Source organism: Cyanobium sp. Cruz-8D1, assembly GCF_024345975.1.
Lineage (GTDB): Bacteria > Cyanobacteriota > Cyanobacteriia > PCC-6307 > Cyanobiaceae > Cyanobium.
In genome coordinates, this window is sequence record NZ_JAGQCD010000002.1 from 210,853 (window position 1) to 224,362 (window position 13,510).

15 protein-coding genes are annotated in these 13,510 nt (G+C 65.7%); 1 reads left to right on the forward strand and 14 read right to left on the reverse strand.

Translation table 11 applies throughout. The features are described 5' to 3' along the window. Position 1 precedes the first annotated feature (1 nt). Positions 2–178, forward strand: coding sequence for a hypothetical protein (locus KBZ33_RS02595; protein ID WP_254950231.1), 177 nt, complete (start codon positions 2–4; stop codon positions 176–178). Between the two features lie 114 nt (positions 179–292). Here KBZ33_RS02595 and KBZ33_RS02600 read toward each other — a convergent pair whose 3' ends face one another. From KBZ33_RS02600 to KBZ33_RS02665, 14 genes are all read right to left on the reverse strand, one after another. After that, the gene (locus tag KBZ33_RS02600) at positions 293–439 is read right to left on the reverse strand and encodes a ribbon-helix-helix protein, CopG family (RefSeq protein ID WP_254949845.1); all 147 of its coding nucleotides are present in this window, start codon (positions 437–439) and stop codon (positions 293–295) included. Positions 440–701: 262 nt separating this feature from the next. Continuing rightward, positions 702–1,088 carry a hypothetical protein gene (locus KBZ33_RS02605; RefSeq protein ID WP_254949844.1) on the reverse strand — a complete coding sequence of 129 codons (387 nt, stop codon included), beginning with the start codon at positions 1,086–1,088 and terminating at the stop codon, positions 702–704. A gap of 4 nt (positions 1,089–1,092) precedes the next feature. Beyond that, on the reverse strand, positions 1,093–1,554 hold the full coding sequence (locus tag KBZ33_RS02610) for a hypothetical protein (RefSeq protein ID WP_254949843.1): 462 nt from the start codon (positions 1,552–1,554) through the stop codon (positions 1,093–1,095). Between the two features lie 79 nt (positions 1,555–1,633). Continuing rightward, positions 1,634–2,518 (reverse strand): hypothetical protein, encoded by an 885-nt coding sequence (locus KBZ33_RS02615; RefSeq protein ID WP_254949842.1) that lies wholly within the window; start codon positions 2,516–2,518, stop codon positions 1,634–1,636. A gap of 71 nt (positions 2,519–2,589) precedes the next feature. After that, on the reverse strand, positions 2,590–3,498 hold the full coding sequence (locus KBZ33_RS21575) for a helix-turn-helix domain-containing protein (RefSeq protein ID WP_254949840.1): 909 nt from the start codon (positions 3,496–3,498) through the stop codon (positions 2,590–2,592). A 3-nt stretch (positions 3,499–3,501) separates the two neighbouring features. Then, positions 3,502–4,020, reverse strand: a complete 519-nt coding sequence (locus KBZ33_RS02625; protein ID WP_254949838.1) for a hypothetical protein — start codon at positions 4,018–4,020, stop codon at positions 3,502–3,504. Next, complete coding sequence (locus KBZ33_RS02630) at positions 4,017–5,564, reverse strand: DUF4055 domain-containing protein (protein ID WP_254949836.1); 1,548 nt, start codon at positions 5,562–5,564, stop codon at positions 4,017–4,019. Before KBZ33_RS02630 ends, KBZ33_RS02625 begins: the two co-directional genes overlap by 4 nt. Before the next feature lie 234 nt (positions 5,565–5,798). Then, on the reverse strand, positions 5,799–6,650 hold the full coding sequence (locus KBZ33_RS02635) for a BRO family protein (RefSeq protein ID WP_254949835.1): 852 nt from the start codon (positions 6,648–6,650) through the stop codon (positions 5,799–5,801). Between the two features lie 166 nt (positions 6,651–6,816). Further along, positions 6,817–7,455, reverse strand: a complete 639-nt coding sequence (locus KBZ33_RS02640) for a sigma-70 family RNA polymerase sigma factor (RefSeq protein ID WP_254949833.1) — start codon at positions 7,453–7,455, stop codon at positions 6,817–6,819. A 3-nt stretch (positions 7,456–7,458) separates the two neighbouring features. Continuing rightward, entirely contained in the window at positions 7,459–9,153 is a 1,695-nt protein-coding gene (locus KBZ33_RS02645; RefSeq protein ID WP_254949831.1) for a terminase, read from the reverse strand. A gap of 167 nt (positions 9,154–9,320) precedes the next feature. Next, a complete protein-coding gene (locus tag KBZ33_RS02650; RefSeq protein WP_254949829.1) occupies positions 9,321–9,695 on the reverse strand; it encodes a hypothetical protein in 375 nt (124 codons plus the stop codon). A 4-nt stretch (positions 9,696–9,699) separates the two neighbouring features. Further along, positions 9,700–10,074 carry a hypothetical protein gene (locus KBZ33_RS02655; RefSeq protein ID WP_254949827.1) on the reverse strand — a complete coding sequence of 125 codons (375 nt, stop codon included), beginning with the start codon at positions 10,072–10,074 and terminating at the stop codon, positions 9,700–9,702. 105 nt (positions 10,075–10,179) lie between these two features. Continuing rightward, the gene (locus KBZ33_RS02660; protein WP_254949825.1) at positions 10,180–10,872 is read right to left on the reverse strand and encodes a hypothetical protein; all 693 of its coding nucleotides are present in this window, start codon (positions 10,870–10,872) and stop codon (positions 10,180–10,182) included. Between the two features lie 288 nt (positions 10,873–11,160). Next, positions 11,161–13,510, reverse strand: a 2,350-nt coding sequence (locus tag KBZ33_RS02665; RefSeq protein WP_254949823.1) for a DUF6371 domain-containing protein, incomplete at its 5' end; no start/stop codon positions are given.

Below are 13,510 nucleotides of genomic sequence, written 5' to 3' on the forward strand. Positions count from 1 at the left end.
GTTGCTGGTGCACGTCTATCCCGGTGGCAGCAAGTGCCCCGGTGCTGAGCGCATCACGGTCTTCTATGGCCGTCGTGGTCGGCCAGTCAAAAAGCCTCGCTTCATGCCGGCGGCTCTGGCCCATCAGTGGGCTCGCAAGCTGCAGGCCCAGCGCCTTGGCACCGTCTCGGTGCTCTGAGCCAGCAGGCTCCGGCTGGGGCCGGCGGCCCCCTCAGCCCTGCATCACCGGCTGCGGGTTCGCCTGTGGCCGGTTTTTCACTGTGCTGATCAGATCAGCCCTGATGATGCCCATCTAGGTATCGATCGAAGGAGGATCAGGCAGGGAGCGGCTGATCAGCTCCTGGATGATTTCTGGGATGGAGCGTCCACTGCGGATGGAGATTTCCTCGATCTGCGCATAGATCTCAGGCTGAATCTCCAGATCCAATCGCTGCGGCATCCGGGAAGCATCAAATCCGGACAGCCCCTGCGCGGGGGGGGGGGAGGGCATTGATACGCTTGTACTTAAATGGTGACGATAGATTATAAGCGGTCCCGCATTTATTGTCCAAGCTTTCTTATGCAAGATTCGCATCGATTTCGTCAGATCGGCTCTGATGCTGGATCGGCCAGTTTGGTTGGCTTGATCTGGATGTGATCGGTTCGTGTAAGGAATTTCTCCCGAATCAGCAACATCGCTGGATGGCTTGGCAGGCCTGTTATCACCGCGTTTGCTCGGCGGTCCGGCGCTGGTTCTGTTGCCGCTCGGCAGCATCCATCCGTCGGGCGATCGAGCGGGCCCAGCGCTGGCCGGGGTCACCGCCCCAGCCATCCCAGGCCTGACGGCCCTTGCCGTAGCTCTCCCAGCTGGAGCCCTGCTTGTCGACCTCGTGGCGAGCGAAGTAGCTGACCATCCGGTCGATGGTGGTGGGCGATAGCTCCTGGCGGTTGGAAAGCTGCCGGGCCCGGGCCAGGCCCACCGTTGTCATGCCGCGGTTGGACGGTGGCTGCTGGGCCCGCCGTTCGAGGGCGCGGCGGGCAGCAGCGGCGACAGGAGCAGGCGGCTGGAAGGAGATGCCGCGGTAGTAGTCCTTGCCTCGGCGTGGCATGGGATCAGGCCGCCGGGGGCTGATCGCGGCTGCTGCTGGCCTCGGGGTCAGCAGCGCCCAGCCCAAGGGCAGGATCGCCGGCGACAGCGCTGGGCTCCGGTTCATCGGCGCCGTCGCTGTCGCCGGCGACAACCACCGGTTCGGCAGGCACCGCCGCGGTGTCGCCACCAGGGAGAGCAGTGCTCTGGGGTTGGTCGGTGAGCGGCGGCACGAACTGATCGGTGTAGGCGCGGATGGCCTGCAGCTCGGTGTCGGCGTCCTTAGCGCTGGCCTGCAGTTGGGCCATCAGCGCTTCGGCGGTGGATGCGCGCTCCATTGCGGTAAGGGCATCGCGCTGGGCGGCTGCGATGGCGGCGTCATCGGCCGCGTCATCAGCCAGGGCCTCAGCCAGTTGCTGACGGAGGCTGGCCTCACGGGACTGGAAGCCGGCGATCACGCCGACGATGCGATCGAGCAGGGCAGTCATGGCTCTGAAGGGTGAGAGGAGGTGATGAAGGAATCGGAGGGTCACGGGACACCTCGGGGTTATGCAGGTGGCCGGACGTTCAAGCCCGGCGGGAGGGGGTGCGGCCGTTGACCGCGAAGGAGGCTCGGTAAAGCTCCGAGGCCGACATCGCCTGGGGGTTGAGCGGTTCGCCGTTGCTGGCGATGCCGGAGGCGGTCATGGCACCGGCGGCCTGCATGCCGGCTGGCCCCCGCTGCTGGAACAGGAAGCCGTAGACGGGATGCACCCGCATCTGATCGAGGAACTCGGTGGTGGTCATCGGACGGCCGTCATCACCCAGCAGCGGTTTGCCCTGGGAGTCCAGGGGTTCGAGCACGTCCTTGCAGTCACCGCCGGTGGTCAGGCGGAAGCAGGTGCCGAGCTGCCCCTTGAAGATGTCAAAGAAGGTGCCGCGCGCGTCACCGCCGGTGCGGCCTTCGGCCTGGGAGAAGACACGCTCCAGCAGGCGGTCCTTGCGTAGTTGGAGCACCTGCTGCTTGGCTTCATCGCGCTCAGCAGAGACAGCAGCCACCTTCTGGGCGGAGGCCTCCTCCATCTGGCGTTCGCGCAGATCCATCTGCTGTTCAAGGATCTGCTTTTGGCGTTCGGCCTCCTGCAGGCGGGCGTACTCCTCGGGGTTGATCTCCGAGAAGCGGTTCAGCTGCTGGCGCAGGGTGCGAATGTCTTTCTCAAGCTGGTTGTTCTTGCGCCGCTCGGCCCGCAGGGGGTCAGATGATCGAGCGTCGTCGCTGCCAAGGTCGACAGGTGGTGCAGCAGCAGCCGGGGGCTGGGCCGGTGGGTCACTCGGCATGCTGTCGCCGCCCAGTGAATCAGCAGCAGCATCGGCGCTCTGGCCTGTGGCGCTGTAGGTGTCGTCAACGCCCTGGCCGCCGGTGGCAGCAGCAGGGGCAGTGGAGGTGGTGGAAGAAGAAGTGGCAGTGGCCATGACCCATCGCGGCTGTCGTGGAAGAACGCCCCATCCGGGCTGCGTTCTCCAACTATTGCCATGGGTCCAATTCACCCCCGCGAGAGCTCCAGCTGCCTGGCCAGCCAGAGCTCCACGTCCTCGAAGGTGTAGCGGACGAGGTTGCCCAGCTTCACGAAGGGCGGGCCATAGCCGCTGGAGTTCCAGCTGTAGATCGTCGAGAGCGACACCCCCAGGTAGGTGGCCAGGGTTTCGGGCGTGTAGAAGCCAGCCGGCAGGCTGGTGGTGCTGGTGTCGGCGTTGGCGGCGGCGCGGCGCTTGGGGATGAATAGCCAGCTCCCCAGGGGTAGTAGATCCGACGGGCGGTTGGTGATGGTGGGGTTCAGGCCACGCAGGGTGGTCACGGTGGTGCCGTGGCGCTCGGCCAGCAGGTTGAGGCTGTCGCCGGTGCCGACGACCGCCACCCGGTTGGGTTTGAGCGCGGCCTGGATGCGCTCGCCCAGCAGCGGCTGGGTCAATGAACCGATGCCGCCGGCGCCGTAGAGCCCGCCGAACTCCGTCACCGAGAAGGCACCCAACTGCCCCCGGCTGGGGGAGGGAAGCAGGCCTGGGGTGCGCAGCTCCGTGAGCGGCCCCAACCAGACGGCACCGAAGCAGGGGGTGAGCAGCGCCGGGGTGGTGGCAGACACGGGCCGGATGCCACTGGTGCTCCAGCTGATGGCCGCCCCCAGCCAGTCCCAGGGTTGGGAGGGCGTCAGCGACAGCACTGCTCCGCGGGTGAGGTAGCCCTCGTAGGTGAAGTCACCGGTATCGAGGCCGGGAGCGTTCTCCTTGCTGGAGATCCCTCGCAGGCGCTTGAGGAAGCCCTCAAAGAGAAAGCGGCCGGTACGGTCGGAATCGAGCACGCCGGGAATGGCGTTGGAAAACAGCAGGATGCGGGCGTTGGCATAGGGCTGCAGCGCCGAGGGGGGCCGCCCGCCTGTGGCGGGAGTGCTGGTCACGGTTCAGCCCCGCTCCAGAGCGGTGGTGAATGCACTGCCCTGACCACTGAGCTGCGGATCGCGGCTCCAGTTCGCAAGGTTCGGCAGCATCAGCAGCAGGGCCTGGGCATGGCTGCCCCGCTGGCGCCGGAGAGCCGCCTCGATCGAGAGGCCCACACCAAAACGGGTGACCGTTTCCTCCCGCAGCAGCTCGGTGTCGAATTCGATCACATCCGCCTTTTTCACCGGCAACGTCCCGTCCTCTGGCAGGACATCTGGCGCCACAGCCTTGCGTCGCTGCTCGATCGGGGCCTGGAGCTGCTCCGGGCCCAGCCCCGCCAGCTCGATGTCAATGGCGGCGATGGCATCCAGCTCCCGCCGGGCGGTGGGGATGGCGTCGGGGTAGAGCTGCTCAAGATCCGCCATGGCATCGCTGATGGCGCGGATCGCCGGCATCCGGGCCGGAATCGAGAGGGCGATGCGAATTTCCTCCAGGTCAGCAGCCCGCCAGCGGTAGGGCGAGTCGGTGGGGGTCTGGCTCATGCGGCAGCAGGGGTGGTCTCTGCTGCCTCTTGCCGTAGGGCCACTGGGGGAGGACTGCTTTCGCCTGCCCTGGTGGCCGGGCTGTCATCGAGCGTCGGACTGCTGATGGCGTTGGCCGTGGCCAGCGCCAACTGATGGCGCAGTTCCTCCCGACTGATCACCCCCTTGTCGTAGAGCTCGATCCATTCCTTCACCTGGGGCTGCGGCTGGATCGGCGGGGTGAGCGGGCTCACCGTCACCTGCAGACCAGCCGCCGCATCGAGGGGCTCGCCAGTCAGGGCGCACCAGTGCTGGAGCAGGGTCGAGAACAGCGAGGCCTTCTGGATTGCCATCGCCTGCAGCAGCGCGTAGCTCTGGGAGGCCGTGAGGCTGATCTCCATCTCGGTACGGGCCGCACCGCGGTTCTGCGAGGGGATCAGCGCATCGCGCCGCATGGTGTCATCGAGGATCTGCAGCCAGGCCCGGTGCTCCGCCAGCGAGCGCGCCCGGATCTCCACGAACTCAAAGGAGGCGTCCGATGGCAGGTCCATGCAGGTGTTGGGGCCCAGCACGACCGGACCGGCCTGGCTGTTGCCCATGGCGTCCACCATCCCCTTGCGGACCCCCACCGGAAGGGCGGTGCGGGAGAGCAGTTCCTCGTATTCGCTCTTGCAGCGGAAGTGGTTGAGGTACTGGTGCGCCAGGCCCAGGTGGGGCAGATCACCCTCGCCGAAGGCCGAGCCATCTGAGGTGTACCAGCAGGCCGGCAGCCGGTGGATGCCCTCGTAGCTGGTGACCACAGGTTCGCCGCAGCGCCAGCCGCTGGTCGCCTGGGGGTCTGCGCAGACCGGGTGATGGGCCAGCTGCAGGCCGGTGCTCGCCTCCCCGGCTATGAGCAGCTGCAGGCTGCGGTAGTGCCAGCGGTCGGGGGCGTCGGCATCGCCCAGCAGGGCGTTGATCTGCTCGGCCACCGCTTCTTCCGGCCCAGCGGGCTCAGCATTCATGGGCCGGTTCACCGGCTCCCGCCAGATGATCCGGCCCGGCAGGCCGTAGGAGACGGGCAGCTCCCAGTTCAGGCAGTTGGCACGGGGCACCAGTTGCAGCCGGGGCAGCGACAGCCGATCACCCCGGCGCAGGGCCTCCTGCCGGTCGCCTTCTGAAGGCCAGCTGTGCTCCGGCGGCAGCACCAGCACCAGGGCGGCACCGTCCCGCAGGACCAGCAGGTCGGCAGCAGCAAGGAAGACGCCCAGGTCCGTGCCTCGGCCATCCACGTCGGTCAGCACCGAGGTCAGGCTGGCCGGGAGGCTGATCCAGCTCCCCCGGCTGAGCATGCCGGCGTAGGTGCGCAGGGCATCGCGGAAGAAGCCCGAGGGGCGGGCGGCATCGAGGCGTTTGCGGTAGGCGGTCTCCGGTTCCCGTTCGCCCTTGGGAAGGTACTGCTCTTTGCGGCTGGTGCCGTCGGAGGCGGCCAGCAGGGCCCAGCAGTCGGCGGTGATCTGCAGGGACGTTCTCAGCGCTGTGAGAGCGAGATGTGTATGCCATGGAGAGGTTTTGATGGCGAGCACGTCGCGCACAAGAGAAGTGCCTCCTATTGCCAAAGAACGCCGCTGCTCCTCGGCGGCGAAGTAGGCGAAATCCCTAGAGGTGGCTAGAGGTTAAGCGATACAAGTTCATTAAGAACTTTCAAACTCTGGAACGAACGAGACCCCAGAATATCGACAAGTCCAGTGTCGATGGTATTGATCAGAGCTCAGGGATGAAGTCGTTCCCCCAGGGCAGCAAGAGCAACCTGAAGGAGGTCAGCCATCTGTTTTACTAAGTCCTTTATGGGTTTGCTTCAATGAAGTGCGGACCGTTTTAATGTCTTCAGTGAGCTCCATATCTTCCGGCTTTGTTCCACTAATTTCCAGCATTGTGGCTCTTACTTTTTTGCCGACATCCTCGGCTACTCGCTCGGCATTGGCCTGGCCTCGAACGTTTTCATTCTTCAATTTTAGCTCAGTCTGGGTAAGCCTAAAAAGATTGGCGGCGAGCTCATTTTTACCCATAAAGTCGAGCAGAGATCTCTTGGTTTGCTGCAACCCCTTATGCTTCTTGAGTCGATTAAGATCCATATTGTACATTCCTCTGTAGCCGGCATTCTGGAAAAGTGCAAACCCCTGATTTGAGACGCCTGCCGACATAGCAGCGGAGTTTAGGGCTTTTTCGTGGGTCGAAACTTCGTCGCGTATGAGCACCCGCTCCACGTCCTCAGCTCTGTCCACATATCTCCTTATGCTCTCAGCAGTTGCCGCAAAGAATGCCTGAGCCTGAGCAACTTGCAACTTCTTCGAATCGGCATTCATTACCACCAAGTAGCAGGCGAACCTAGATAAGCGAAAATCTCTTTCCGGATGGCCGTCAATATCTGCAGTGGCTTGCTGAAAATTCTCAGAAACATCGATGTCAAGTGTGGTGCACGTTGAAATCGCTTTATTGATTGCCTTCCGAAATGCTTCAAAGGATTCGTAGCCCAGCATTTTCATGTAATCGCGCGCAGACCAATAAGTAAATCCATTTATCTCTTGCGCCAGGTCGTTGAAATTTGGCTTTCCGTCTTCAAAGTGAAAAACATTCATGACGGCGGAATCAAGGAGGGTGTGGTCGTTCACGGCGAATGTCCCGAATTTGCGGATCTTGTAATTATACATCGACTCGACGGGGATGTCTGTGCGCCTGGGATTGCCTGGGTTCAGCAGGCAAGCTATTCGTCCCGTTGAATGAACACGCTGATCGATAAACGATTGTTTCTCACTAGCGGAATATGGCATATTTCCGTTAATCCTTTTCTGCTTCCATGGTTACGACACGTTGAGTGCATGCCAACATAATTTCCCCCCACCTCTCCGTGCTTACCCCCAGCCTCTTGGGCACTTCACCGACACAAATCCCCAACCTGAGCAACTTCTGTCCCCTGGCATGCAGCTCCCGCCAGGAGGCCGGCACCTTGATCAAGAAGCCCTTGTCGCGGAGGTAGTGATACACCTCCCCATTCGCATAGGTGCGCGCAAAGGGCCTGAATGATCCTCGCTCCGGTGCATAGCGCCTCGCGGCCTGGAGGATGCCAAGCATGGCGATCTGCTCCAGGTCTTCTCTGGGGTGACCAGTGCGGCGGGAGATGTTGGCCGCCACGGTCTTGGCGATGTCGAGGTGCTCAAGGGCCAGGGCATTAGCGGCGGCATGGGGATTCACCGGCCGGTGCCGGCGTGGCTTGGGAGGGAAGGCGAGCACCAGCTGAACGGCATCGCCCTGGCGCTGGGGTCGCTCCCTCGCTAGAAGACCGATCCGCACCCGCTGAGCACGGCGTTGCCGTGGCACGCATGTCGCCACCACGGGCGGCCGCAGGGGTAAATCGAGCTGGCTTGCTGCAGCGCGGCAGGCGGGCGTTCGCAGGGGCTGAGCGATGGCGTGGGTCATCGCTCAGCGGCTAAACACCATCGGCACCGGCGAGCTGCCGTAGCCACGGCCCCGCCAGAACTGGGCCTCAATCCAGAGCACCCCCTGGCAGAAGGCATCCACCTGGTCGTCCACACCGCCCCTGGGGGAGAAGGCCAGCAGCTCTTCCACCAGGGAGTCGGCCTTGCGGGCAAAGCGCACCTGGCCCGCCTCCACCAGCGGGGCCACGGCATGGGCGCGGGAGGCCTTGCTGCCCTTCGGCGGAATGGCGATCAGGCCTGGCACCTGGCGCCTAAGCAGCTGGCAGACCGCCGGGCCGTTCGCGGCGTCCTCGATCAAGACGGCATTGGGCCGCAGGCCCTGCCGCTCCAGGGACGCCAACGAGGCCAGCAGAAACTTGATCACCCCCGGCAGGTCGAGCCGCTGCCGGTGGGCCCAGAGGGCCTCGATCTGCAGCTCCGCCCATGGGTCTGGGCTGCCCGCAGGGGTGTGAGTGGTATTCACACCCCTGCGGGCCCCTTGAACTCCTGCCGCGTTGGCGGCCAGCGCCAGACCCTGTCGCCGCGCCTCCACCGCCGGATGGCGCTGAGGCTCCAGCAGGCCCAGCAGGGCAAAGCCGCAGGCGTCGTTGTCCTTGCCGTCCTTGAAGCTCAGGTCGCAGCTCAGCACCAGCGGCGCGTAGCGCCGGGGCTGGCCAGGGGCGACAGGCAGGGGCGGCTGGAGCCACTGCTTGCGGAACAGCAGACCCTCGGCCGGGCTGGGGCGCTGCTGGTAGAGCGCATTCCACCAGTAGGAGCCCAGGCGGGTGCGGATGCGTTGCAGCACCGCCAGCGGCACCCGCTCGGGGCAGAGGGCCTCACCGGGCTGGCGCCAGTCCGGAACGCGGGTGCAGGTGGGCGGGATCGGCATCGCGATGCTGATCGGCTCGGCAATCGCCGGCAGGTTGAGCACGGTCCAGTGCTCGGGGTTCTCGCCGCCCTCGTGCCCCTGGCCCTCCTGGGCGAGGAGCCAGGCGATCATGTCCTGGTGGTCCCAGCGGGTCTGCACCACCACCTGGGCCGCCGGCAGCCACTGCCCGTCGCTGCTCTGGCCGGGCTCTGCCCGGGTGAACCACACGCTCTTGAGCCAATCGATCAGCCGTTCCCTCTGAAGAGCCGACTTGGCATCCTCCGGGCCCTTGTAGGGGTCATCGATGATCCCCAGGTTGTAGCCCTTGCCGGTGAACGGGCCTCTCACACCGGCAGCGATGCAGCCGCCGCGCTGGGGGGTGAGCCAGTTGCCCACCGCGGCCGAATCCTTGGAGAGGGCATGGCCTGTGAGGCGGTAGTAGTGGCGTGCCTCGCGGCTGTGGGCATAGGCCAGCTCCGCTGAGTAGCTGGCAATGGCGCAGAACAGCTGCGGGTGCTGGCTCACCCAGTAGGCGGGGAACAGGCGCGATACAAGAGCGGATTTACCAGCCCGCGGTGGACAGCAGACGATCAGTCGCGTCAGCTGGCCATCGGCTACCTGCTGGAGAAGGCCGATCAGCAGCTCCGAGAAGCGGCTGAACTGGAAGCTGGGAAAGGCCCGGAGGATGAACTCACCGAAATTCCGTTGTTTGTCGATCGTTGTCGCCCGGTCGGGATCGTGAACACCCAGCAGGCCCCAATCAGCCCAGAGGTCGGTTGCGGGATCGAGGAGCAGCCCGCTGTCGCTGAAGGCAGGCGCCGCAGTCCGCAAGGTAGAGGCGATGCGGCCCATCAGCCCTTGGCCTCCGGCGGCTTGATCGGGGCGCGCAGCAGCCCGCCGATCTCGGCGATCACCCGGAAGGCGCCCACCGCCGCAGAGAACTGCTCGGCATCCATCGCCCGGCGGGCGCAGTCGTTCAGCGCAAAGATCTGCTCGGCCTAGTGCCGGCGGCGGTCGGAGATCAGCTCCTCCACCATCCGCATCCGCGCCAGGTCGAGATAGCGATTGATGGTCTTGACGTTGCTCACCCCCCAGCTTTCGCCTGCTTTTGCCCTGATCTCCAGCAGCGGCAGCCGCTGGGCGATCCACAGCTGGGCCTCGGCAATCCTCCGTTCGACTTCTCCAGCGGTGGCTCTGGGGGTCTGAACGTGATGGGGTGCTCGTCGCGGTGGGTTGGTCTGGCTTATCGGCCGGCTTGGGTCCACCGCCACCGGCTCCCACAGCGCTTCCCCATCGACGTCCTGCTGATCGGGTGCGGAGCGCAGCTCCTCCACTGGATCACAAGCGGCCTGGTGGTGGGCAGGTGGGGGCATCAGATCAGAACGGCAGCGGCTGAGTCTTCGGGGGGCGGATGGTCCAGAAGGGGTTGCCGCGCTTCTCCGTGGCGCTGCCCTGCTGGATGGACGTTTCCTTCGCGGCCTTGAGCTGCTGCTCGATCTGCCGCACCGCCGACGGGAACGCATAGCTCAACCGGCCAGGGCTGTGGCAGAAGGCCCAGTCGTTGTGGGAGAAGGACGGATCCAGCTGGCCGGCGACCATCGCCGTGCCGAGGGCCTCCAGCAACGGCTCGAGCTGCTGCTCCAGTTCTTTCTGCTGGGCCTTGATGGCGGTGACACGATCCAGCAGGCCATCGAGATCAGGGGCATCCGCGGCTGAGGCCGGGGGAGCAGGAGCAAGCAGGAGGTCCGCCATCGAGGAGCGCCGGAAAAGAAGCCCGGACAGATCCGAGCCCGTTCAGTCTAGTGGCCAGCAACTGCTAGCACAGGTGACCTGAATGGCTCGCGCTACTCCTGGCGCCTAGAAGGGCCTTGCAGCCAGGCAATAGCGGCTCCAGGCGGCGGCCCAGGCCGCCAGGCACTGCTCACGGCTGTAGAAGGTGCTGCCGAACGCCTCGCCGGGCTTGCTCCAGATCGTCTGGCCCAGCTCGTAGTGGTTCCCCTGGGCGGCCTCCAGCACCATGTAGCCGCCGAGCTGGGCGGCGGTGGAATAGGGCCGGCCGTGATCCGAGAGGGTCTTGAGGTCGTACAGCACCCGCACCTCACGGCCCCGCCGCTCACTCAGGGCCGGTGAGACGTAGGCGCCATCGAAGGCCCCGGCCAGGTTGCGGACCAGACAGCAGGTGAGCCGTTCGCTGGCGATCACCTGCACCTCCTCCCAGAGCGGCAGCTGCAGCAGCGGCAGGATCCAGTCCCGGTACTGGTGATGGCCCGGCAGCTGCTCCACATCCAGCAAGGCATCGACGGAGCTCCGGCCCACCAGGAAGCGGGCCTGGCTGTAGTGCTCCAGAGCCGCATGCACCGTGACGCCGCGCGGCTCCCAGATCGGTCGCTTGGCTTCGATCGATCGCTTGGCGGTGTCGTTCAGGCCATGGGCCAGCACACCGGTGATCGACACCGGGAACAGGTGATCGCCGAGCCAGTAGCGATGGGCTGACTCATCCCGCCAAAGGCCGGGAATGGGGTCAAGCCAGGTGGAGGTGGTGGTGAGCATGGCCGTTTCAGTTGTGACGCGGTGTGACGGTGGCCGTAACAGCCGAGATGGCCGACCGGCAGAGGCTTCTGGGGGTGCCTGTAACGATGTAACGCTTTTTCAGATATAGAAGCATTAGCAAGCAGCAGTGCCAAACCAAGAGGGTGTGCATTCGTCTTTGAATTCATAGGGGGGCTCTATGTGCTCCCTGGAGCGTTACATCGTTACAACCGCTCAAATCGACTGCGGGGCAATAGATTTCGGCGTTACCGCTGCTGTTATGTCTGGCCGATTTGTAACGGCTTTGGGTTACAGCACGTCTAGGGGAAGCGAAACGGCGCGGCTGACCATGCCGGCGCCACAGAAGCGCACCGGTCCGGCCCGTGCCGCACCAGCCAGTCGCAACAGCACCACCGGCCAGCTGTTCTGCCAGGCGGTATCGGCGAGGAACTGCTCGATGGCCTTGGCGGTGTTGCTCACCAGCAGGCGGTCCTGGTCCACCCGCAGGCCATGGCGCCCCAGGGTCTGGGCTGCCAGGCCAGGGCTCACGTCGATGCAGGTGGTGTGGCAAGCCGCCAGCTCCACCAGTTCGCCGATGGTGCGGGTGACGGGCTTGTCGTCGGTCTCCACCCGCACCTGGCGCTGCAGGATCGTCTGAATACAGCGGGCCTCGTCTGGGACTTCGGTGCTCTGGCTGTAGCTGTCCCAGTTGTGATACTCAATGCACTCCTCAGCCTCCTTCTGGCTGGGCACCGCATCGCTGAGCAGCGACCAGGCGCCGGCCATCAAGGTGCCGTACTGATCCCCCAGGCGCTGGGAATCAAAGTGGCGGGCGGCAGCCGCGGTGAAGACCACGACCGACTGGCGGATCACCGGGATCAGCGTCACGGTGCGGGCGATCAAGCGCCGCGCCAACTGCGGGGTGATGTAGCGCTCAAGATCCCGATCGAGGCTCTGCCAGTGGGCCTCGCGCTCCTCCTGGCCCATCTCGGTGGGGCTGCGCAGGGTGAGCTGGGCAAAGCGGCTCTTGTCGGCTCCCTGTTTGAGGGCGGTGGCGATCGAGGACATCAGGAACATCGAGCGCACCCGGTAGCGGCTGACATCGCCGCTGGGGGAACCCTTGAGCATCTCGGCGCTGCTCTCGCTGCTGGCCACCCGCGCCAGAGAGAGGATCGCCTGCATCCGCTGCTGGTCGCCCCTCTCGTTGCTCTCCGCCTCATCAAAGACCACCGGCACGGCGTCCGAGCAGATGGTCTGGCGCAAGCCGGCCTCTGTCGTGGCGCCCGACACCGGCAGGCGCAGGTCGCCGAGCAGCGGCACCACGAAGCGATCGAGAATCTGGCTCTTGCCCGAGCCGGCACCGGCGGTGAGCCAGAGGTGGGGCCGCCAGCGCAGGGCACCGCAGATCGGAGCCAGCACCACCCAGCCCTGCAGGAGGGTGCCGGAGGCGGGCACCTCCCAGCGGAAGCGGTTGGCGATGCTGACGATCACCGCCGCCTCCTCCACGGTTAGGGGCTTGACGCCGCAGGGCCCCTCCTGGCGTTCGAGGCGCTGGTAGATGTGCCGCGAGCTGAACGGTTTGGTGATCGGGTGCTCCCCCTCGGGGGTGATCAGACGATCGCCGAGGTGCAGCACGGTGCGGCCCTCATCCCACCAGGCGCCGCGGCCGCGGATGCGCTCCACCGCAAAGATCCCCATCGCGGCGCAGCTCTTGTGCAGATCGCTGGCCGCGGCCGGCCAGTTCACACCGGTGCGGCTGGGGTAGAGGGTCTCCCAGTACTCCAGTGGTGCCAGGGCCACCAGATGGGTGGCGGTGTGGCAGCCGCGGGGCAGGCGGATCACCTGGCCGGTGCTGGCGGGTTGGTAGAAGTTCGCATCCGCATCGAAGCCCAGGCAGAGGAAGGGCGCTGCCGGCCTGGGTGCCGCCGCCGCTGCCGGGGCGTGGTCGCTGCCATCGGTAGCGGTGGGTGGGGGCGTCCATGGCTGGGCTGCTTTCGCCAGCTGCCGCGCGGCCTGCCGGGGCGTCCAGTCGGCATCAGCCAGGTCCCAGCCCTGGGGCAGATCCGCCGGCAGGGCCACCAGTTGCAGCTGGCAGTCGAGGGGATGCAGCAGGGCGGCCAGGCTCTCCATGGCCGCCACCCCGGCAGCATCGGCATCGGGCCAGAGCGTCACCGAACGGCCAGCCAACGGCGTCCAGTCCGCCTTGGCGATCGCCTTGGAGCCATTGGCCCAGCTCAGCACCACGTGCTGGGGGAACAGCCGAGCGGCCGCATCGGCCGTGCCCTCCCCCTCCACCACCAGCACCGGCGCTTCTGGTCGTTGGCCCAGGCCCGGCAGGCCGTAGAGCGGACGCGGTGCCGGCCAGTCGCAGGTGAAGGCGTCGCGGCGGCTTGGGCGATGCCAGTCGCCATCCAGCCAGACACGATGCAGGAAGGCCTTGCCGCCGCTGCGCAGCCGGATCCGCTGGATCCAAAACAGCACCTCACCAGCCGCGTTCCGGTAGGCCCACTGGGCGGTGGCCCCGCGGTTCATCGGCGGCGGCGGCGCATCGGCAGGGGGCTTCTCGGGCATGCGCCAGGGCTTGCCATTGCGGCCGGAGCCCTGGCCGCAACCAGTGTTCTGCCCATCAGGCACCAGGCCAAGGAAGGCCTCCACCTGC